General features: G+C 59.1%; 19 protein-coding genes. 13 read left to right on the top strand and 6 right to left on the bottom strand.

Annotated elements, in window-relative coordinates; genetic code table 11:
• Nucleotides 1-7 precede the first annotated feature (7 nt).
• The 5 genes from B3M52_RS16905 to B3M52_RS16885 form a co-directional block, all read right to left on the bottom strand.
• A complete protein-coding gene (locus B3M52_RS16905) occupies nt 8-628 on the bottom strand; it encodes a metallophosphatase domain-containing protein (protein ID WP_041333624.1) in 621 nt (206 codons plus the stop codon).
• Nucleotides 625-1431 (bottom strand): crotonase/enoyl-CoA hydratase family protein, encoded by an 807-nt coding sequence (locus tag B3M52_RS16900; RefSeq protein ID WP_075195416.1) that lies wholly within the window; start codon nt 1429-1431, stop codon nt 625-627. Before B3M52_RS16900 ends, B3M52_RS16905 begins: the two co-directional genes overlap by 4 nt.
• Before the next feature lie 34 nt (nt 1432-1465).
• Nucleotides 1466-2659 (bottom strand): GGDEF domain-containing protein, encoded by a 1194-nt coding sequence (locus B3M52_RS16895; RefSeq protein WP_075195415.1) that lies wholly within the window; start codon nt 2657-2659, stop codon nt 1466-1468.
• A gap of 158 nt (nt 2660-2817) precedes the next feature.
• Nucleotides 2818-3873 carry an NAD(P)-dependent alcohol dehydrogenase gene (locus tag B3M52_RS16890; protein WP_075195414.1) on the bottom strand — a complete coding sequence of 352 codons (1056 nt, stop codon included), beginning with the start codon at nt 3871-3873 and terminating at the stop codon, nt 2818-2820.
• A 111-nt stretch (nt 3874-3984) separates the two neighbouring features.
• The gene (locus tag B3M52_RS16885) at nt 3985-4860 is read right to left on the bottom strand and encodes an AraC family transcriptional regulator (protein WP_041333627.1); all 876 of its coding nucleotides are present in this window, start codon (nt 4858-4860) and stop codon (nt 3985-3987) included.
• A gap of 149 nt (nt 4861-5009) precedes the next feature.
• Here B3M52_RS16885 and B3M52_RS16880 point away from each other — a divergent pair, with 149 nt between their 5' ends.
• The 13 genes from B3M52_RS16880 to B3M52_RS16820 all read left to right on the top strand — a co-directional run bounded on the left by B3M52_RS16880 (nt 5010) and on the right by B3M52_RS16820 (nt 18473).
• Nucleotides 5010-6500: a CoA-acylating methylmalonate-semialdehyde dehydrogenase gene (locus B3M52_RS16880; RefSeq protein ID WP_075195413.1), complete on the top strand. Its 1491-nt coding sequence runs from the start codon at nt 5010-5012 to the stop codon at nt 6498-6500.
• A gap of 9 nt (nt 6501-6509) precedes the next feature.
• Nucleotides 6510-7676, top strand: coding sequence for an acyl-CoA dehydrogenase family protein (locus B3M52_RS16875; protein ID WP_041333630.1), 1167 nt, complete (start codon nt 6510-6512; stop codon nt 7674-7676).
• A 35-nt stretch (nt 7677-7711) separates the two neighbouring features.
• Complete coding sequence (locus B3M52_RS16870; protein WP_036202464.1) at nt 7712-8491, top strand: enoyl-CoA hydratase; 780 nt, start codon at nt 7712-7714, stop codon at nt 8489-8491.
• Nucleotides 8492-8530: 39 nt separating this feature from the next.
• Complete coding sequence (locus B3M52_RS16865; RefSeq protein ID WP_075195412.1) at nt 8531-9625, top strand: enoyl-CoA hydratase/isomerase family protein; 1095 nt, start codon at nt 8531-8533, stop codon at nt 9623-9625.
• A gap of 46 nt (nt 9626-9671) precedes the next feature.
• Nucleotides 9672-10565 carry a 3-hydroxyisobutyrate dehydrogenase gene (mmsB, locus tag B3M52_RS16860; RefSeq protein WP_075195556.1) on the top strand — a complete coding sequence of 298 codons (894 nt, stop codon included), beginning with the start codon at nt 9672-9674 and terminating at the stop codon, nt 10563-10565.
• 158 nt (nt 10566-10723) lie between these two features.
• Nucleotides 10724-12373 carry an AMP-binding protein gene (locus tag B3M52_RS16855; protein ID WP_075195411.1) on the top strand — a complete coding sequence of 550 codons (1650 nt, stop codon included), beginning with the start codon at nt 10724-10726 and terminating at the stop codon, nt 12371-12373.
• The gene (locus B3M52_RS16850) at nt 12370-12786 is read left to right on the top strand and encodes a PaaI family thioesterase (RefSeq protein WP_075195410.1); all 417 of its coding nucleotides are present in this window, start codon (nt 12370-12372) and stop codon (nt 12784-12786) included. Before B3M52_RS16855 ends, B3M52_RS16850 begins: the two co-directional genes overlap by 4 nt.
• A gap of 4 nt (nt 12787-12790) precedes the next feature.
• Nucleotides 12791-13600 (top strand): alpha/beta fold hydrolase, encoded by an 810-nt coding sequence (locus B3M52_RS16845; protein ID WP_075195409.1) that lies wholly within the window; start codon nt 12791-12793, stop codon nt 13598-13600.
• 70 nt (nt 13601-13670) lie between these two features.
• The gene (locus B3M52_RS16840; protein ID WP_036202477.1) at nt 13671-14447 is read left to right on the top strand and encodes an ABC transporter ATP-binding protein; all 777 of its coding nucleotides are present in this window, start codon (nt 13671-13673) and stop codon (nt 14445-14447) included.
• Nucleotides 14444-15166: an ABC transporter ATP-binding protein gene (locus tag B3M52_RS16835; RefSeq protein ID WP_036202479.1), complete on the top strand. Its 723-nt coding sequence runs from the start codon at nt 14444-14446 to the stop codon at nt 15164-15166. The genes B3M52_RS16840 and B3M52_RS16835 overlap by 4 nt, the downstream gene beginning before the upstream one ends.
• Nucleotides 15167-15258: 92 nt before the next feature.
• On the top strand, nt 15259-16473 hold the full coding sequence (locus B3M52_RS16830; protein WP_075195408.1) for an ABC transporter substrate-binding protein: 1215 nt from the start codon (nt 15259-15261) through the stop codon (nt 16471-16473).
• Between the two features lie 114 nt (nt 16474-16587).
• Nucleotides 16588-17475, top strand: a complete 888-nt coding sequence (locus tag B3M52_RS16825; protein WP_075195407.1) for a branched-chain amino acid ABC transporter permease — start codon at nt 16588-16590, stop codon at nt 17473-17475.
• A 2-nt stretch (nt 17476-17477) separates the two neighbouring features.
• A complete protein-coding gene (locus B3M52_RS16820) occupies nt 17478-18473 on the top strand; it encodes a branched-chain amino acid ABC transporter permease (RefSeq protein WP_041333636.1) in 996 nt (331 codons plus the stop codon).
• Here the strand turns inward: B3M52_RS16820 and B3M52_RS16815 are convergent.
• Nucleotides 18470-20422, bottom strand: a complete 1953-nt coding sequence (locus tag B3M52_RS16815; protein WP_075195406.1) for a hypothetical protein — start codon at nt 20420-20422, stop codon at nt 18470-18472. The two genes, B3M52_RS16820 and B3M52_RS16815, sit on opposite strands and share 4 nt — an antisense overlap.
• Between the last annotated feature and the right edge of the window lies 1 nt (nt 20423).

Raw genomic sequence — 20423 nt, 5'->3', positions numbered from 1 at the left:
CTGGGCGTCAGATATCCACGACAATCGGTGGGTTCAGCGGCTTGAACTGGCCGGTGCAGGTGCTGGCGTTGACATGCAGGCAGTCATTCAGCATTTGCTGGCCATAGCTTTCGTGGATATGCCCGAAGATGTGGAGTTTGAGCGTAAGCCGTTCCAGCTCCCTGGCCAGATCGCTACAGCCTACCGCCAGTGACTCGTTCACCTTATCGAGGATGCCTGCTGGCGGACCATGGGTGATAAGAACGTCAGTGTCTGACGGTATCTGTGCCCAGCGCTCCGCAATGGGCGCTCCACGCTCGAGGTTGAATGCCCAGTCGAAAAAGATCGGTGTCCAGGGGCTGCCCCAGAATTTCAGTCCTTCGATGTCGATGCTTCTGTCCCGAAGGTAAACGGCGTTCCTGATCAGTGCTTCGGCGTCTGCAGGCTCATCCTGCAGGCACCAGTCGTGGTTGCCGGCAATCAGGATCTTGTGGCGGTGGGGCTGTTCGGAAAACCAGTTGTCCAGGTCCTCGAGTTCCTCAAGGGTGCCCACTCCCAGGCAGTCGCCGGCGTGGATCAGCACGTCGCCATCGGGCACCACCACCTGGCGGTGCATGCTGTGGGTATCGGATATGCAGACCAGTCTCATGATGGCTCGCCGGGTTCGTCGGGACTATAAAAAACACCATGGCGTCCGGCACCAGCGGAAAACCGGCCGGCGCCCTCGATGGCTTCCTTGAACACCACAGGATAGCCGCCAGCGCCTTCCGCCGCCAAGGCTTCGGACAGTTCCAGGTCCCACTGGTGAATGGCGGAGTGTCGGTCGGCGCGCAGGCACTTCTGCGGGAACGCTGCAATGTCGGCGGCAAGAGCTTCTGCTGCGTATCGCGCCTGTCCATCAGGCACCACCCGATTTGCAAGCCCCATCGCCTTGGCTTCTTCCGCATTGACCGGTCGACCGGTCAGAATCATATCCATGGCGTTGCCGTGGCCAACAATGCGTGGCAGGCGCACGGTGCCTCCATCGATCAGCGGTACCCCCCAGCGGCGGCAGAACACGCCGAAGGTGGCGGATTCCTCTACGACTCGCAGGTCACACATCAGTGCCAGCTCCAGTCCCCCGGCCACGGCGTAGCCGGATACGGCAGCGATCACCGGCTTCGACAATGACATGCGGGAAGGGCCCATTGGACCGTGGGCTGTTCCGGTTGGCTCGATCTCGTTGCGGCGCTCCGGATCGCCGACGGCTTCCAGATCGGCGCCGGCGCAAAAATTGCCACCCTCGCCCCAGAGCACAGCCACCTTGAGGGTGTCATCAGCCTCAAAGTCGGTGAACGCCTGGCGCAGGGCGTTGGCAGTTTCGCGGTCGACGGCGTTTCGTTTCTCCGGGCGGGCGAGAACAATGGTCAGCACATGACCGCTGGCTTGAGAGTATACGGATGGGGGTGTCACATGGCCTCCAACGAATTATTGTTGTCGGGCCGTTTCAGCTAACGCTTGTCTCCGGCGTCAGTCTTCCGAATTCTGCCCGGTTCCGGCCCTTGTCCTTGGCATTGTATAGCGCCGCGTCGGCTTCGATCATCATATCTGCGAAGGTTTTGTGATGGCCGGCTTTTTCAACACCTCCTATGCTGGCGGAGATGTACAGTGGCAACCCGTCTATTTCCTGGCCGTTGGTGGCGATGGTGTCCAGCAGACGGCGGGTGATGATGCGCACGTCGTCATCACCGGTGATGCGAAGCACCATCGCAAACTCTTCTCCCCCGACACGGCCAATGATGTCGTCATCCCTGAGTTCGTTTTTCAGCGTGCGTGCGACCAGGCGGAGGGCGTCATCTCCGGCTGCATGTCCCCAGCGGTCGTTGACTTGTTTGAAGTGATCCAGGTCCAACATCAGTACGGCCAACTGCGTCTGGGACTGTGTCGCCTGGTCAAAGGCCCGGATGCCTTCCCGGAACAGGGAGCGGCGGTTGTATAGCCCGGTCAGGCCGTCGCGCTCCGCCATCACTCTCAGGCGCTGTTCGGAATGGGTAAAGGCCAGCAATGGCAGTGCCAGGGTCGTCGCGGTAGCCAGCAGAATATGGTTGACGAGGATTAACTGCAGCACGAAACCGGTATTGGCCTGGTTCAGGCCAAGCCAGTCCATGCCGATCACCAGTGCCTGGGACATCATCAGTACCCCATGCATGGTAAACAGCACTTTCAGAATCCTGACGGGCAGTGACGGTGTGGTATCCAGTTTCGACAGGGTGTAGACCGCAAAAATGAAAATGGCGGCCGAGAACAGGGCTGTTAGCAGGCGGGCATTCAGCGGATCGCCTTGGAAGGTGAGCAGCAGGATCAGCAGATAACAGGCCGCGGATAAGCGCAGAGCATGGCGGGAGCGGCGGGTTTTACGCGATGCACTGCCGGAGAAGCGCTGCAGGCCCGCCAATACCAGCAACGGGGAAAGGCCGAGAAACAGGTGAGCCAGGAACACGGTGATCCAGGGCGTATCGATAAAGGCGCGTGTACCTGCGAACAGGGTACCCACCGCGAAGGTCATACACGCCAGTGCCCACAACCGGAAACAATGCTGGCGGGAACGCAGCCGGAAAATGGCCCACAATAACCCACCGATCAATAGATTGATCGCGACAGAAAGCAGCAGCAAAGTCGGCAGGTGAACGGTAAATCCCATAGTCATCCCTGGTGACGGATTTTCGCAGTTTCACAGAGTACGCCCCCAGGGACGTTACGATCAGTAAGCTTTGTGTGTCGTTTCTTAGTGCATAAGCTAACAGGGAGCAGCCGCAGCCGCCAGCGCCGGCAGAGCGTGGCTGGCGGCTGGCCGTTTGGTTATGCGGCTTTCAGTGTCTTCATGTCGATCACGAAACGGTACTTCACATCGCCTTTCTTCATGCGCTCGTAGGCTTCGTTGATGTTTTTGATGTCGAGCATTTCCACGTCACAGGTGATGCCGTGATCGGCGCAGAAATCCAGCACTTCCTGGGTTTCGGGCATACCGCCGATGAGAGAGCCTGCCAGCACGCGGCGCTTGAATACCAGGCCGCCGGCTTCCAGGGGCGGATCGACCGGTTCCAGTAAGCCCACGAGGATGTGGGTGCCGTCGAACGTCAGGCAGTTCAGGTACGGATTCAGGTCATGCTGTACCGGCACGGTATCCAGCATGAAATCGAAGGATTCGGCGGCCGCTTCCATCTGGCTGTCGTCGGTGGAGACGACAACATGGTCGGCGCCCTGTTTCTTCGCCTCGGCCACCTTGCTTTCGGAGCGAGTGAAGATGGTGACCTCCGCGCCCAGGGCCTTGGCGAATTTCACGCCCATATGGCCGAGGCCGCCCATGCCGATAACGCCCACTTTGTCGCCAGGTCGAACGCCGTAGTGGCGTAGTGGGGAGTAGGTGGTAATGCCTGCGCAGAGAATGGGGGCGGCGGAGGCTGGGTCCAGCTTTTCCGGGACTTTCACCACAAAGCGCTCGCTGACCACAACCCGGTCGGAATAACCGCCGTAGGTGATGGAGCCGTCATAACGGTCCTCGCCATTGTAGGTGGCGGTCATGCCTTCCAGGCAATACTGTTCGAGGCCGGATTCGCAGGCGGAACAGCTACGGCAGGAATCCACCATGCAGCCTACGCCGACCGTATCGCCCACCTTATAGTCTGTCACGTCGGAGCCAACAGCAGTGACACGGCCAATGATCTCGTGGCCGGGAATTACCGGAAACTGCGTGACGCCCCAATCGTTCTGGGCGAAGTGGATATCGGTGTGGCAGACCCCGCAGTAGTCAATCTCAATGGAGACATCGTCCGGGCGCGGTTCGCGCCGTTCGAAGCTGATGGGGGCCAGCTTTGAGTCGGCTGATTCAGCTGCGTAGCCTTTTGCAGTCGCCATGGTCCGTGTTCCTTCTTAGTCGGTAAATGTTCAAACCTGTACGCAGTAACTCCGGGTGTGAGTCAGTTTTTCAACCGCAAGTTCCTTTTATGAAAGGAATATCATCAAGGGTTAATGACGATGGGTGTGGCGGTAGTCGGTGGGGGACTGGCCCATGACCTTCTTGAACAGTCGCGAAAAATAATAGTTGTCGTCATAGCCCAGAAGGCTACTGATCTGGGTAAAGGAGTGGTCCGTGGTGTCCAGTAACTGGCAGGCCTGTTCCACTTTCAGGTGCAGGAAATGCTGGATCGGGGAGACGCCGGTCAGGGCCCGGTAGCGGGTGGCAAAGTGTGCGGGTGAGAGCCCCGTCAGGTCCGCCAGTTGATTGAGCGTGATGCGCTCATCCAGATGCTCGCGCATGAAGTTATGAATGATGTCCAGGTCTGGCTGCTGCGCCTGGCCGGCCTCGCCGACGCTCAGCGGAACGGCCGCCAGCAACTGGCGTAGCCGGTTGGCCACATGGACCAGGCCGGGGGTGCGGAAACCGGTCTGCCGTACCGAAAGCAGGCCGTTGAAGTCCACCAGCAATCGGGGTTGCCGACCGATGTGCTGAACGCGGATGCCGTCGGTAAATCCCATGTGTTCCCGAAAGTGTTCCGCCAATGGGCCTGCATAGTGCACCCAATGAATTGTCCATGGGTTCTCCGGTGCGGCGGTGTATCGGTGGGCGGCGCCGGCCGGTATCAGCACCAGGTCGCCCGCCCGTATCAGGCAGGGTTCGTCTTCGACATTCAGGTAGGCTTCCCCCTCCGTGCAATGGATCAAAAGATCGTCATTGTGGTGCTCCCGGTGCATGTGGTGGCCTGCGGCGCGGCGATAGTGACCGAAGGCGAGCGGGTACAGGTCGCGGGTCAGCGGATGTCGTGACAGGCCGCGTATGACCGGGTCAGGGATGACATAACGAATGCTGTCCGGCGGTACGGGCCACTGTGATGTTTTGGTCATCGTAGGCGCCTGTTTCATGATGGATTCGAAAGATAGTCCATCATGGTCGAAACTTAGTCAATCATTAAGCGGCAGAAGGCTGTGCTAGGATCGATGACAACCATAGGGCACAGGCCCAAAGACCTACAACAATGACAGGGAATATTGCTATGAAAAACGTACCCCTTTATATCGGTGGTGAGTTCGTCCAAAGCCAGACTGAGCAGTGGATTGACGTTACTGACCCAGCTACCAATGAAGTGATTGCCCGTGCACCCTGCACCACCGACGCCGAGATGCGTCGCGCTATCGACAACGCAGGCGAAGTGTTCAAGACCTGGAAAGAGGTCCCGGTCTCCGAGCGCGCCCGGGTGATGATGCGTTACCAGGCCCTGCTGAAAGAACACCATGATGAAATCGCCGAGATCCTGTCCAGCGAAACCGGCAAAACCTTCGAGGATGCCAAAGGCGACGTATGGCGTGGTATCGAGGTTGTGGAGCACGCAGCCAACATCCCCTCGCTGATGATGGGTGAAACCGTTGAGAACGTCGCCCGCGAGATCGACACCTATTCCTACACCCAGCCGCTGGGTGTCTGTGCCGGTATCACGCCGTTCAACTTCCCGGCCATGATCCCGCTGTGGATGTTCCCGATGGCCATTGCCTCCGGTAACACCTTCATTCTCAAGCCGTCCGAGCAGGACCCGCTGACCCCGATGCGTCTGGCGGAGCTGTTTGAAGAAGCAGGCGCCCCCAAGGGTGTGTTGCAGGTTGTCCACGGCGGTAAAGAACAGGTAGACGTGCTGCTGACCGATCCGGCCATCAAGGCTGTGTCCTTCGTTGGCTCCGTACCGGTGGGCCGTTACATCTACGAAACCGGCACCCGTAACATGAAGCGTGTACAGAGTTTCGCCGGCGCCAAGAACCACATGGTGATCTTGCCGGACGCGGACAAGAATCAGGTGGTCAAAGCTCTGGTAGGCGCATCGGTTGGTGCTGCCGGCCAGCGTTGCATGGCGATTTCCGTGGCCGTGTTCGTGGGCGAGGCCCAGGAGTGGATTCCGGAAGTGAAGGAAGCCCTGGCTGCGGTCAGACCCGGTGCCTGGAACGACAAGGGAGCCAATTATGGGCCGATTATCAGCAAGCAGGCGAAGCAGCGCGTGGAATCGCTGATTACCCGCGGTGAGGAAGAAGGCGCCAAGCTGCTGCTGGATGGCCGCAACTGCACCGTTGATGGTCTGCCTGACGGCAACTGGGTAGGGCCGACGCTGTTCGCCGGGGTCAAGCCGGAGATGGATGTCTACAAGGAAGAGATCTTTGGCCCGGTTCTGGCCTGCATGGAAGTGGACACCCTGGAAGATGCCATCAACCTGGTAAACGACAGTCCTTACGGTAACGGTACTTCCATCTTCACCAGCTCCGGTGGTGCAGCACGTCGCTATCAGCATGAGATCGAAGTGGGTCAGGTGGGTATCAACGTGCCCATTCCGGTGCCCCTGCCGTTCTTCTCCTTCACTGGCTGGAAAGGCTCCTTCTACGGTGACCAGCACGCCTACGGCAAGCAGGCGGTGAAGTTCTACACCGAGACCAAGACCATTACCTGTCGCTGGTTCAGCAGCGATGCGGTGGCTGAAACCAACTTCTCCATCCGCATGCGGTAAGGGGAGCCCATGAACTTTGATCTGACTGAAGATCAGCTGGCCTTCCGCGAGGCCGCCAGGGCCTTCGCGGAGAAGGCCATGGCGCCTCACGCTGCCAAATGGGATGCCGAGCATGTGTTCCCGGTGGAAGTGATTCGCGAGGCCGGTGAGATGGGCTTTTGCGGTATTTACACGCCGGAAGCCCAGGGCGGCATGGGGCTGTCGCGGCTGGATACCAGCGTGATCGTGGAAGAGCTGGCGGCTGCCTGTCCTTCCACGGCCGCCTACATCACCATCCACAACATGGCGACCTGGATGGTGGCGCAGTTTGGCAATGCCGATATCCAGAAACAGATCGCCCCGAAAATGGCCAGTGGTGAATGGTTGGGTTCCTACTGCCTGACGGAACCGGGTGCCGGCTCTGACGCCGGTAACCTGCGCACCAAGGCCACACGGGACGGCGACAGCTATGTACTGAATGGCAGCAAGGTGTTTATTTCCGGCGCTGGCGCCACTCAGATGCTGGTGGTGATGGCTCGTACCGGTGAGCCGGGCAGTGGTCCCAAGGGCATTAGTGCGTTTGTGGTGCCCGCTGACAGTGATGGCATCCACTACGGCAAGGCCGAGGAAAAAATGGGCTGGAACAGCCAGCCCACCCGCCAGATTACCTTCGAGAACGTACGCGTGCCGGCCAATAACCGGCTGGGTGAAGAAGGTCAGGGCTTCATGATCGCCATGAAAGGCCTGGACGGTGGGCGCCTTAACATTGCCACCTGCTCCATGGGTGGTGCCCAGGCGGCGCTGCTGCGCGCGCGCAATTACATGCACGAACGCGAGCAGTTCGGCCAGGCCCTGGCGGGCTTCCAGGCATTGCAGTTCAAGCTGGCGGACATGGCAACCAACCTGGTAGCCGCACGGCAGATGGTTCGCCTGGCAGCCTACCGGCTGGATCAGGGCGATACCGAAGCCACGCTGCATTGCGCCATGGCCAAACGCTTCGCCACCGATGCGTGTTTCGAGGTGTGCAACGAAGCACTTCAGCTCCACGGTGGTTACGGCTATATCCGCGAGTATCCGCTGGAGCGCTACGTACGCGACCTGCGGGTGCATCAGATTTTGGAAGGCACCAACGAAATCATGCGGCTGATCGTAGCCCGCCGGCTACTGGAGCCTGGTGTCGCTGAAGCTATTCAATAAACGCTTCTGCCAACTAACAAAAGGCGAGAATTCACATGAGCGAACTGATTCAGCTGGAAAAGCGCGGCCACACCGCGATCATCACCATTAACAACCCCCCGGCCAATACCTGGACCAAGGCGTCTTTGAAGGCGCTGGAAGAGACGATTGAGGCGCTCAACGCTGATCGCAATATCTTTGCGCTGGTGGTCACTGGCCAGGGCGAGAAGTTTTTCTCTGCCGGTGCCGACCTCAAGGCCTTCGCCGATGGCGACATTGGTAACGCCAGTGTCATGGCGCAGGCGTTTGGTCAGGCATTCGATGCCCTGGTTCGCTTCCGTGGCGTGTCAATTGCGGCCGTGAACGGCTATGCCATGGGGGGTGGCCTGGAGTGTGCCCTGGCCTGTGACATCCGCATTGCCGAGGAGCATGCCCAGATGGCATTGCCAGAGGCCACCGTTGGCCTGTTGCCCTGTGCCGGTGGCACCCAGAACCTGCCTTGGCTGGTCGGCGAAGGCTGGGCCAAGCGCATGATCCTGTGTGGTGAGCGTATCAAGGCCGACAAGGCCCTGAGCATCGGGCTGGTGGAGGAAGTGGTGCCGCAGGGCGCAGCCCTCGACAAGGCGCTGGAGCTGGCGGAGATGGCCGGCAAGCAGAGCCCGTCGTCTGTTGCCCGCTGCAAGACCCTGGTGATGAGCGCCCGTGACGGTCGCAGTCACGACGATGGCTGGAGAATGGAGCGGGAACTGTTTATCGAACTGTTCAGCACCGAAGACCAGCGCGAAGGCGTGAATGCGTTCCTTGAAAAGCGCACGCCGGAATGGAAAAACCGTTAAAAGCATCGATAAATCGGGCCGGATTACTGAGTGAATGGTATGAGCGATCAAGTAGTCATTTTTGAGGAACTGGAAGCCGCTGGCGGTAGCCGCATTGGTGTGGCACGGCTGAACGCTCCGCGCGCCATGAACGCATTGTCGCTGGAGATGATCCACCTGTTGAAGGCAAAGCTGGACCAGTGGGCCGCGGACGACACCATCGGCGCCGTGTGGCTGGAAGGCGAGGGCGACAAGGCCCTGTGCGCCGGCGGGGACATTGTGGCGCTGTATCGCGACATGACAGAGCCGCGCTCTGACAGTCGTGCCGTCAGTGAAGGGGATAGATTCTTCACCGACGAATACGAACTGGACTACCAGATTCACACCTATCCCAAGCCTTTTATTGTCTGGGGCAATGGCGTGGTGATGGGCGGCGGCATCGGCCTGATGTCTGGCGGCTCCCACCGCGTGGTGACGGAGCATTCACGTGTGGCGATGCCGGAAGTGAGTATCGGCCTGTACCCGGATGTCGGCGCTGGCTGGTTCCTCAACAAAATGCCGGGCCGGATCGGTTTGTTCCTGGGGCTGACCGGGGCGCGGATGAACGGCGCTGATGCGCTGTTTACCGGGTTGGCCGATCGGTTTATTCGCCACGACATGCGCGAGGAGGTCAAGCAGGCCTTGCAGCAGTCGGGCTTTGCCGGCCTTGAGGGTGGCGCCCATGCCGCTGTTAGCAAAGTGTTGCGCAGATTCGAGGAGGGCTCCCGCGAGGCAATGCCACAGGCCGTGGTACGCGAGCACTTTGATGTGATCCAGGTCCTTACCGACGGCGATTCGCTGGTGGACGTGGTGGATAACCTGAGCCAGTACGCCGGCGAAGATCCCTGGCTGATCAAGGCGGTCAAGACGGTCGCGGCGGCGTCGCCGGCGTCCCTGACTCTGACCTGGCAACACTATCACGACACCTTGCACGACAGCCTGTCCCAGGTTTTCGACAAGGAGCTTCAAATATCGAAACGCTGCCTGAAGATGGGTGAGTTTGCCGAGGGCGTCCGGGCACTGTTGATCGACAAGGACCTGAAGCCACGCTGGCATTTCCCGACACTGAAGAGCGTGGACCCGGAATGGATCGACCGATTCTTTATCGAGCCCTGAACAAAACCGAACAGACCAACACTGATCAAAAATGGAGAACAACAATATGGCGACTATCACATTTATCGGTCTTGGCAACATGGGTGGCCCCATGGCCGCCAACCTCGTTAAGGCGGGACACGACCTGACGGTGTTTGATCTGTCTTCCGAGGCGGTCAAGGCGCTCACCAGCGAAGGTGCGAAATCTGCAGCGACGATTCAGGAAGCAGTGGAGGGTGCCGAGGTGGTGATTTCCATGCTGCCTGCGGGCCAGCACGTGGAAGCGGTTTATCTGGGCGACAACGGCCTGCTGAAAAACCTGCCGTCCACCACATTGGTGATCGACTCCTCCACCATCGCACCGGAAACCGCGAAAGGTGTGGCCGAAACAGCTGTGGCGGCCGGTATCACCTTTATGGATGCGCCGGTCTCCGGCGGTGTTGGTGGCGCCAAGGCGGGCACGCTGACCTTTATCTGTGGTGGTGAGGCGGACGCGTTCGAGCGCGCCAAACCCATTCTTGAAGGTATGGGGAAGAACATCTTCCACGCTGGCCCCCACGGTTCCGGGCAGGTTGCCAAGATCTGCAACAACATGCTGCTGGCCATCCTGATGAGCGGTACCAGCGAAGCATTGGCACTGGGCGTGAAGAACGGCCTGGACCCTGCGGTACTGTCGGAAATCATGAAACAGAGTTCCGGTGGTAACTGGGCGCTGAACGTCTACAACCCCTGGCCGGGTGTCATGGAGGGTGTTCCGGCGTCCCGTGACTACGAAGGCGGTTTCCTGGTGAACCTGATGAACAAGGACCTGGGGCTGGCCTTCGACAATGCGGTCAAGAATCAGGCCCCCATCCCCATGGGGTCGTTGGCCCGTAACCTGTTTGCGCTCCATGCCAACGAGGGTAATGGCGGGCTGGATTTCTCCAGCATACAGAAGTTCTATTACCGCGAGCAGGGCTGAACAGGCAGCGCCTTCAGGGCCATCTGGGCCGAGCTTTTCGTTCATGCTGATGGGTTTTGAAGGCGCTTATTTTTAGCTTTAAGTTTACCTTTACGTAAACTATAGCCTGTGATACACATTGAGTTCAGAATTTGCCACAACAATAAAAGGACTGGATTATGAGCCTCCCGGATTACCAATCGGTCTATGACAATTTCGACCCCGCCAGCCTCGAAGCCGAGATTCTGGAGGGTAACCTGAACGATGGCCTGAACGTCTGTACGGAAATCTGTGACAAATGGGCAGACGACCCCCAACGGGTTGCGCTTTATTACGAAAAAGCTGACGGCGGTTCCGGCAAGCTGACCTTCGCCGAGCTGAAAGAACAATCCGCCCGTTTTGCGAACTACCTGACCTCCCGCGGTATCGGCAAGGGCGACCGGGTTGCCGCCCTGCTGCCTCGCAGCCCTGAGTTGTTGATTGTCATCGCGGGCGCCCTTCGCGCTGGCGCCGTTTACCAGCCGCTGTTCACCGCCTTTGGCCCTGGTGCCATCGAGTATCGTTTCGAGCGCGCCAGCACCAAACTGGTGGTCACTGACCCCGTCAACTACCCGAAACTTACCGAGGTCAAGGACTGCGCACCTGTGGTGTGCGTGAGCGCGGCCGAAGTCAGTGGCGATATCCCGGACTTTGAAAAGACACTGGCAGAGCAGTCTGGCCAGTTTGAACCGGTACTGATCAAGGGTGGTGATCCGTTCCTGCAGATGTTTACCTCGGGTACGGTTGGTAAGTCCAAGGGTGTTGCGGTTCCTGCCAAGGCGTTGCTGGCGTTTTACGTGTACATGAAATATGCCATCGACCTGCGGGACGATGATGTGTTCTGGAACGTGGCTGATCCGGGCTGGGCCTACGGTCTTTACTACGCCGTGGTGGGCCCGTTGCTGATGGGGCATGCCACCCATTTCAACCCGGGCGCGTTTACCCCGGAAACCACCTACGACATGATCCGCAAGTACAAGATCACCAACCTGGCGGCGGCCCCGACTGCTTATCGGTTGCTGAAAGCCAATGACCACGTTCTTCCGGAAGGAGAGAATCTTGGCCTTCGGGTGGCCAGCAGTGCCGGTGAGCCGCTGAACCCGGAAGTGGTGAGCTGGATTGAGCGGCGTCATTTCTGCCCGGTCAAGGACCACTATGGCCAGACCGAAACCGGCATGACCTGCTGTAACTTCCATGGCCTTGATCATCCAGTGCGCCAGGGCTCCATGGGCTATTCCTCTCCTGGCCACAAAGTCGTTGCCCTCAATGAAAAGAATGAAGTTGTGGGCGAAGGTGAGATCGGCCAGTTGGCAGTGGATGTGAACGCCTCGCCATTGTTCCATTTCGACGGCTACACCTGGGGCGAAAAAGACCCGTTCGTGAATGGCTACTACCTCACCGGCGATATGGTGGTGAATCATGGCGGTGGCTGCTTCTCATTCAGCGGCCGTGACGATGACATTATCACCACTGCTGGTTACCGTGTGGGCCCGGCCGATGTGGAAAGCACCCTGCTGGAGCACAAGGCGGTGGCCGAGTCTGGTGTGGTGGCGAAGCCCGACGAAAAGCGGGGCTCTATTATCAAGGCTTATGTGGTTATCAAGGGTGACCAGGAGCCTGAAAGCGAAGATGCCCTGAAGGACGAGCTGCAGGAGCTGGTTCGCCATCGCCTTTCCGCTCACGCCTATCCCCGTGAAATTGAATTCGTGGATGAGCTGCCGAAAACCCCCAGTGGCAAGATCCAGCGCTTTGTTCTGCGTAACCAGGCGAAGGAAGAGAAACAGGGATGATTGTCACCTTCGAGGAGCTGCAGGCCTTCCTCGCCGAGCAGTTTCCCCAGGGTGCCCGCTACGGCACCCTGCAGGAACTGGGCGACGGTTGGGCCGAAATGAAGCTGGAGGTTGCTGAAGAGCATCTGCGCCCCGGCGGCACGGTGTCCGGCCCCGCCATGATGGCGTTGGCGGACGTGGCCCTGTATGCCGCCCTGCTGGGAAAAATCGGCCTGGTGCCGCTGGCGGTGACCAGTAACCTCAACATCAACTTCCTGCGCAAGCCCGTGGCCCACAGCCCGATCCGGGCGCGGGCCAGCATGCTGAGAATCGGCAAGACCAGTGGGGTGGGTGAAGTCTATATTCTCTCCGATGGCCTGGAAGACCCGGTTGCCCATGCCACCATCACCTACGCGATTCCGGCGCAGCGGTGACGGCATGAACGTCAGCAATCTTTCGGTTTCCCTGGGGGAGGGCGTCAGGGTTCAGGCCCAGCGCCTGAGCCACGGTGACCGTACCGGGCCTGTGTTGGTGTTCCTGCATGAATCCCTGGGCAACATTGCCTTGTGGAAGCAGTTCCCGCGCCAGTTGGCGGAGGTCACGGGCCTCGATGCGCTGATTTATGAGCGCCGTGGTTACGGTGCCTCCAGTGACGAGCCGTTGCCCCGTCCCTACGATTATCTGGAGCAGGAAGGCACCGTGTGGTTGCCCCGGCTGCTGGATGCGCTGGCGATTGATGAGGTGATTCTGGTGGGCCACAGCGATGGCGGCTCCATTGCCCTGATTGCCGCAGCAGCGTTGGAAGGGCGGGTAAAAGGGTTGGTCACCATGGCCGCCCATACCTGGGCCGATCACCTCACCCTGGCTGGTATCCGCGACATGCGCCGTCGCTACCTGGAAGAAGGTATTCGCGAGAAGTTACTGCGCCATCACGGCGAACGCACTGATGCGTTGTTCTACGCCTGGCAGGACGTCTGGCTGGATGAGGGATTTCAAGAGTCCATGGACTTTGGCCCTTGGCTGGACGCCATTCGTTGCCCGGCTATGATCATTCAAGGGGACGATGATGAATATGGCGTTCCAGAGCAGGTGACCCGGATTGTGGAGGGTATCGGGCATCGGGCTGAACCGGTGTTCATGGCTGGCACGGGGCATTCGCCCCACTTGCAGCAGCCTGCCCAGGCGCTGACGTTGGTCAGTGATTTTTTGCGAATGGCGATTGGCCAAAAAAGTACGATTTTCGGTTGACGTTTACGTAGACGTCAATCTACTCTGTACACAGTATAAACGCACAACAATAACAAAGGTAGAATGGCTCATGAGTGACCCGTTCGTTCTGGAGACCCAAAGCCTCGTCAAAGAGTTCAAGGGCTTTGTGGCGGTCGATGACGTTAACCTGAAGGTGCAGCGTGGCCACATACATGCCCTGATCGGCCCTAATGGCGCGGGCAAGACCACGGTATTCAACCTGCTCACCAAATTCCTGATTCCTACCCGAGGCAAAATCCTGTTCAAGGGTGAGGACATCACTTCAATGAAATCGGCGGCCATTGCCCGCAAAGGGGTGGTCCGTTCCTTTCAGATTTCTGCGGTTTTCCCCCATATGACGGCGCTCGAGAACATTCGCGTCGCTCTGCAGAGCTTTGAAGGAAACTCCTTCCGCTTCTGGAAATCCGGCGAGTCCCTGAACAAGCTCAATGAGCGTTGCATGGAACTGCTGGACAGTGTGGGGCTGACTGAATTCGCCAATACCACCACCGTCGAACTCGCCTACGGTCGTAAACGCGCCCTGGAACTGGCCACCACTCTGGCCATGGAGCCGGAGCTGCTGTTGCTGGATGAGCCCACACAGGGAATGGGCAGTGAAGACGTGGAGCGGGTCGTTGAACTGGTGCGCAAGGCCGCTCAAGGCCGCACGGTGCTGATGGTGGAACACAACCTGGGTGTGGTCAGCAAACTGTGCGACCGGGTCACCGTGCTGGCACAGGGGGCCGTGCTCACCGAAGGCGACTACCAACAGGTGTCCGATGACCCCCGTGTGCGTGAGGTGTATATGGGTGGCACGGCCACCAAGAAGCAGGAGGCGGCGGAATGACCCAGGCCCACTCGAAAGATTACGAACAGCTACGAATCTCCGGGCTTCACGCGTTCTATGGCGAGTCCCACATTCTCCATGGCATTGATCTGGAGGTTCAGCGCGGGGAACTGGTCACCCTTCTGGGCCGCAACGGGGCCGGGCGTAGCACCACCCTGAAAGCGATTATGAATATGGTGGGCCGCCGCACCGGCTCGATCATGATTAACGGTGAGGAGACCATGACGTGTGCGCCTCACCACATTGCAAGGTTGGGAGTAGGGTATTGCCCCGAACACCGGGGCATTTTTTCCGGACTCAATGTCATGGAAAACCTGACGCTTCCGCCGGTCGTCCGAAGTGGCGGCATGGGGTTGGAGGAAATTTTCTCCATGTTCCCCAACCTGTACGAGCGCCGTACCAGCCCTGGCACCAAACTATCGGGTGGTGAGCAGCAGATGCTGGCCATGGCCCGGATTCTGAGAACGGGCGCCAACATGCTGTTGCTGGATGAAATCACCGAAGGCCTGGCTCCGGTCATCGTTGAAACACTGGGCGAGGTGTTGGTCAAGCTGAAGGAAAAAGGCCTGACCATTGTCCTGGTTGAGCAAAATTTCCATTTCGCCGCACCCCTGGCGGACCGTCACTATGTGATGGAACACGGCCAGATTGTGGAGGAGATCAGCGCCGACGAGCTTGAGGCCAAGCAGTCGATGCTGGACAAGTACCTGGGTGTGTAAGGCCTGGGGATGAGAGTGAAATAAAGAGTGCAACAAGAGCAATAAGAACGAAACCCGAAAACCAACGCAAAGACAGTAGCGGAGAAACAACAATGACAATCACCAAAAAGCTTCTGACATCAGCGATTGCATCAGCCATGTTTGTGGGTGCTGCCCAGGCTGAGATATCCGACAACACCGTTAAAATCGGTTACCTGGCCGACATGTCCGGCACCTATCGTGACCTGGCCGGCCCCAATGGCCAGACAGCCCTGGAAATGGCCATCGCGGACTTCGGTGGCACGGTCAATGGCGCCAAGATCGAAGTGGTCAGCGCGGATGATCGTAACAGCCCGGATTCCGCCTCCAGTACTGCCCGGCGCTGGGTGGAGAACGAGAACGTTGATTTGATCGCCGGCCTGGTTGCTTCCTCGGTCACCATTGCCGTCAGCAACATCCTGGAAGAAAACGACAAACTGGGTATCGTCTCCGGTTCTGCCGCGTCCAGTATTACCAACGAGCACTGCACGCCGAACCACATCCACTACGTGTATGACACCTATCCGCTGGCCAACGGTACGGCAAGCGCGGTGGTTAAAGAAGGTGGCAAGAGCTGGTTTATCCTGACCGCTGACTATGCCTTCGGTCACGCCCTGGAAGGCGACGTAACCCGTGTGGTGGAAGAGAATGGCGGCGAAGTGATGCAGGCAGTGCGTCATCCCTTCCCAACCTCTGACTTCTCGTCCTTTATCCTGCAGGCGCAGTCCTCAGGCGCTGACGTGGTGGCCCTGGCAAACGCCGGTGCAGACACCACCAATGCCATCACTACCGCCGGTGAATTCGGCCTGACCCAGTCCGGCCAGACCCTGGCGGCGCTGTTGTTGTTCCTGACCGACGTTCACGCACTGGGTGCTCAGTCTGCCCAGGGTATCCAGCTCACCACCGGCTGGTACTGGGACATGAACGACGAAACCCGTGCCTGGTCTGACCGTTTCATGGAAAAAACCGGCGTTCGTCCCACCATGGTTCACGCCGGTATCTACTCCAGCACCATGCAGTACCTGAACGCTGTGAAGGCCACCGGTTCGGATGCCGCCCAAACGGTACGCAAGCAGATGATGGATACGCCGATCAACGACATGTTTGCCAAGAACGGCATCATTCGTGAGGACGGCCGTATGGTTCACGACATGTACCTGGCGGAAGTGAAAACGCCCGAGGAGTCCAAGAGCGAGTGGGACCTGTACGACATCGTACGCACCATCCCGGGGGACGAGGCCTATCGCCCGCTGTCTGAGAGCAAGTGCAAGCTCGTAACCAAAAACTGATGTTCTGACCGACTGGGCCGTCCCGCGCTATCCAGCAGTGCTGGCGGGGCGGCCACTGACCTGCAGACACGCAACTTGTGAATGATCCGTTGCGCTGCTTTTGGAGTTTGTAACATGACCGAGATTCTGGGAGTCCCCGTGGCCGTGCTGTCTGGCCAGTTGATGCTCGGGGTGATCAATGGTGCCTTTTACGCTCTGCTGAGCCTCGGCCTGGCGGTAATATTTGGCCTGCTGAAAATCATCAACTTCGCCCACGGTGCCATGTACATGCTCGGTGCGATGTGTACCGTACTGATTTTTGATGCCTTCGGAGTCAACTACTGGGTAGCGCTTTTCGTCGCACCCGTGATTGTTGGCTGTTTCGGCATTCTGCTGGAGTACTTCCTGTTGCGCCGCATCGCGGGCCAGGATCACATCTACAGCCTGTTGTTGACCTTCGGGATTGCACTGATCCTTCAAGGTGTTCTGACCAATATTTACGGCGTTTCTGGCCTGCGTTATTCCATGCCGGAGGTGTTCAGAGGTGGTATGAACCTCGGGTTCATGTTCCTTCCCTACTATCGAGCCTGGGTGATCGTCGCTGCCTTGCTGGTGTGCTTCGCAACCTGGTTCATGATTGAGAAAACCCGGCTTGGCTCCTACCTGCGGGCCGGCACGGAAGATTCCCAGCTGATGCAGGGGTTTGGCATCAATGTGCCACTGCTGATCAGCCTCACTTACGGTTTTGGTGTCATGCTCGCCGCCTTCGCCGGTGCGCTTGCCGCACCCATATATTCGGTATCGCCGGTAATGGGCTCCAACATACTCATCGTGGTGTTTGCTGTGGTCGTCATCGGCGGCATGGGTTCTATCGCCGGAGCCGTCGTTACCGGCCTGATGATGGGGGTAGTAGAAGGGTTCACCAAAGTGTTCTACCCGGAAGGGTCGGCAGCCGTGATCTTCCTGGTGATGGTGGTTGTTCTGTTGATTCGCCCGTCGGGCCTGTTTGGTAAGGAGGCATAGTCATGGCGAACGCAACCACGCAGACAGATATCCAGCAAAGCATTATTCAGCAGCAGAAATCCGAGCAACGCAAGAAGCAGATTTTGAATCTTGTGCTGCTGGCGCTGCTCCTATTGGCACCGGCGGTGATGTACCCCGTGTTCCTGATGAAAATCCTGTGCTTCGCCCTGTTCGCAGTGGCGTTCAACCTCCTGCTGGGTTACACCGGCCTGCTGTCTTTCGGGCACGCTGCGTTCCTGGCGGCGGGCTCATACACCACCGGTTACCTGCTCTCGAATTTCTCCGGTCTGACGACCGAAATGGGGATTCTGGTGGGCACAGCGGCGGCAACGGTGTTGGGGCTCGGCTTCGGGGTTGTGGCCATTCGCCGCCAGGGAATCTATTTCGCGATGATCACCCTGGCGTTGGCGCAACTGGTCTACTTCTTCTTCGTACAGGCCCCGTTTACCGGTGGTGAGGACGGTATGCACGGCGTACCCCGCGGCCACCTGTTCGGCTTTGTTGACCTGAGTAACAACTACGCCATGTACTATTTCGTGCTGGCGGTCTTCCTCGGAGGCTATCTGGCGGTGCAGCGCATTGTCGGCTCGCCCTTCGGGCAGGTGCTCAAGGCGATCAAGCAGAACGAGCCCAGGGCGGTGTCCCTTGGCTACAACGTGGATCGCTACAAGCTCCTCGCATTCGTGATCTCTGCAGGCCTGGCCGGCCTGGCCGGATCGGTGAAAACCGTGGTGTTCCAGCTTGCGTCTCTCAACGACGCTCATTGGCACATGTCCGGCGAAGTCATCCTGATGACTCTGTTGGGTGGTACCGGCACGTTGCTGGGCCCGGTGGTCGGTGCCACTTTCGTGGTGAACCTGGAATATCAGCTGGCCCAGGGGCCGCTGGGTGACTGGGTAGATCCCATTCTTGGCGGTATCTTCGTGCTGACGGTGATGGCCTTCCGCTCGGGTATTGTGGGTGAGATCCAGAACTTCATGCGCAAGAACATGAGTTAATCGTCGCTGGCCGCCCAACTGCCATACCCCAACGCCATGACCCGGGCCACTTCGGCCTCGGGTATGGCTGTCAGGTCGCCCAGTTCCAGGGTGTCGTAGTGAAACACATAGAGGCGGGACGTGAATTCCGCCACGGGCAGGGACGCCTCACCCCGAATCTCTCCATTTCCCCGGGTTGAGCAGGTGATGCCCTGGCCCCAGTCCTGGCCGCTGTCGTTATTGGGGTTGAAGAAGTACACCCGCATTTCGTTTCTGGGGCTCAGGGCCACTCGCAGGATAGTAATGGCATGTCGGCCGACGAAGCGGGCGGCGCTGTCGGTAACGGCGATGCCGGCAGGCTGGTGGTGAATCACCGGAATGTTGCCGTTGTAGTAGGGGTGATAGCTGGCGTAGAAGTGCCGGATGAAATCGTCGTAGTCGGTGACTTCCCCAGTATGGATATCGGCCACCACCTTGAAGCCGTGGCTGACCCACCAGCCATAGAACTCCGGGTTGATCCAGCGGTGGGCGTCGTCGTTACGGTCTTCGCAGCGCCGCCACATCTCACCGTATATCCGGTCCAGGTGGGGAATCAGTATCAGTGACACCGGGTCCACATCCACCGGGGTGTCCTTGACCAGACCCGGCTCCAGGTTCTTGGACGATACTTCCCAGCCTTCAAACCGACTCAGTACCTCGTTGTCGCGGGCTGCCCAGGTGAGTACCTGCAGCAGGTAATCAGCCTCGTTGGCCGCCCACATGGACAATCCTATGGCAGACTGGCAACTGGGGTTGTTGCCCTGGCCCACGCCCAGTGGCTGGCCCAGAAGGTTGAGCACGCCGGCCAGCAGGAACACTCTTGGTGGAACCTCATCGCCGAACGCTTCTGACAGAGCCTGCTCGGTTTCCGCCGATAATTTAAGCTTGATCTGCCGCCACAGTGCCTGGGCGACCGGTGGGGTGAACAGCGAACCCCGCTCCAGCATCATGGTCAGCCCGTAGACCGCCTGACAGGTTTCCGGATGGATGGCTTCATCAATCAAGGCATCTACAAGCTGGTTGTAGCAGTAGAGGTCATCCAGCCCGGTCATTGTCAGGCCCAGGGCCGTGGGGATAAGTTCGTCCTCGCCACTCGTACGAAGGAACCGTAAGAACACGGCATGATAAGGGGACGCAAGCCCGGTGTCGTGCATGTTGCGGGCGAACTCGCTGGCTTCCGCGGACAGTTCAACGTCGTCCATCTGGGTCAGGCGTAGCTGGTAAACGTCCAATCCGGGGTCTTCGCGGCTGCCGGGTGTGGGTGCGAACAGGGCCCGTACCAGCCGGGTGGCGTCGGCCGTGCCGGTGGTTTTCAGTTCCGGGTCGTACAGGCATTTGGCGATCTGGCCAATCATGTCGCAGATGCTGTCCACCTGCACAGGGCCTTGTTCCAGTAGCCGCCACACCTCAGCCACCAGGCTGTCCAACAGGTTCTCGTAGCCAAGGTGGGATATCAGGTATTGGTATAGCCCCAGCACCAGGGGGCCGAGTTGCTTGGGCCGTTCGCGATCGGCTTCGGTGAGAGTGCCAGACAGCAGGTCCAGGTTCAGGGCCATCACCTGGGTGAGGAAATGCCGGGCCTGCTCGGAGGAAATGCCAGGGTGAAAATAGTCACCGCGCACCACCGCCAGCAGCCGTATTTCGCTGATCGCCTCGACAACGGTGGTAACCGCACCGGCTTCCCGCAGTGAGTGCTTGGCCAGGGCAGGTTGCAGGGTGGCAGGTTTAGACCAGTCACTGGTGCCGAATATACCGGCGGATTCCAGAGCGCGAACCCGACGGTACAGGACATCGAAACCTCCCGGCAGCGTCATTAGAAGGCGCGCACGCTCCAGCAGCCCCAGGCTGGAGGCTTGTGGTGACGCGCTGCGGGCGCGGGCAAAGTCTGCCAGAGCGGCATCGAATTGTAATGAAGCCTGGGCAAGATCCAAG

The sequence above is a fragment of the Marinobacter sp. UBA2688 genome, from assembly GCF_002352785.1.
Taxonomy (GTDB): domain Bacteria; phylum Pseudomonadota; class Gammaproteobacteria; order Pseudomonadales; family Oleiphilaceae; genus Marinobacter; species Marinobacter salarius.
Note: the sequence above shows the minus strand (reverse complement) of the source record. Positions and strands in the feature narration are given on the sequence as shown.

What these genes read in the sequence shown, in the direction of transcription:
- B3M52_RS16845 (WP_075195409.1), top strand. Translation starts at nt 12,791, where the DNA reads ATGAACGTCAGCAATCTTTCGGTTTCCCTGGGGGAGGGCGTCAGGGTT.
- B3M52_RS16875 (WP_041333630.1), top strand. Translation starts at nt 6,510, where the DNA reads ATGAACTTTGATCTGACTGAAGATCAGCTGGCCTTCCGCGAGGCCGCC.
- B3M52_RS16840 (WP_036202477.1), top strand. Translation starts at nt 13,671, where the DNA reads ATGAGTGACCCGTTCGTTCTGGAGACCCAAAGCCTCGTCAAAGAGTTC.
- B3M52_RS16830 (WP_075195408.1), top strand. Translation starts at nt 15,259, where the DNA reads ATGACAATCACCAAAAAGCTTCTGACATCAGCGATTGCATCAGCCATG.
- B3M52_RS16870 (WP_036202464.1), top strand. Translation starts at nt 7,712, where the DNA reads ATGAGCGAACTGATTCAGCTGGAAAAGCGCGGCCACACCGCGATCATC.
- B3M52_RS16890 (WP_075195414.1), bottom strand. Translation starts at nt 3,873, where the DNA reads ATGGCGACTGCAAAAGGCTACGCAGCTGAATCAGCCGACTCAAAGCTG.
- B3M52_RS16835 (WP_036202479.1), top strand. Translation starts at nt 14,444, where the DNA reads ATGACCCAGGCCCACTCGAAAGATTACGAACAGCTACGAATCTCCGGG.
- B3M52_RS16895 (WP_075195415.1), bottom strand. Translation starts at nt 2,659, where the DNA reads ATGGGATTTACCGTTCACCTGCCGACTTTGCTGCTGCTTTCTGTCGCG.
- B3M52_RS16865 (WP_075195412.1), top strand. Translation starts at nt 8,531, where the DNA reads ATGAGCGATCAAGTAGTCATTTTTGAGGAACTGGAAGCCGCTGGCGGT.
- B3M52_RS16850 (WP_075195410.1), top strand. Translation starts at nt 12,370, where the DNA reads ATGATTGTCACCTTCGAGGAGCTGCAGGCCTTCCTCGCCGAGCAGTTT.
- B3M52_RS16820 (WP_041333636.1), top strand. Translation starts at nt 17,478, where the DNA reads ATGGCGAACGCAACCACGCAGACAGATATCCAGCAAAGCATTATTCAG.
- B3M52_RS16885 (WP_041333627.1), bottom strand. Translation starts at nt 4,860, where the DNA reads ATGACCAAAACATCACAGTGGCCCGTACCGCCGGACAGCATTCGTTAT.
- B3M52_RS16855 (WP_075195411.1), top strand. Translation starts at nt 10,724, where the DNA reads ATGAGCCTCCCGGATTACCAATCGGTCTATGACAATTTCGACCCCGCC.
- B3M52_RS16905 (WP_041333624.1), bottom strand. Translation starts at nt 628, where the DNA reads ATGAGACTGGTCTGCATATCCGATACCCACAGCATGCACCGCCAGGTG.
- B3M52_RS16825 (WP_075195407.1), top strand. Translation starts at nt 16,588, where the DNA reads ATGACCGAGATTCTGGGAGTCCCCGTGGCCGTGCTGTCTGGCCAGTTG.
- B3M52_RS16880 (WP_075195413.1), top strand. Translation starts at nt 5,010, where the DNA reads ATGAAAAACGTACCCCTTTATATCGGTGGTGAGTTCGTCCAAAGCCAG.
- mmsB (WP_075195556.1), top strand. Translation starts at nt 9,672, where the DNA reads ATGGCGACTATCACATTTATCGGTCTTGGCAACATGGGTGGCCCCATG.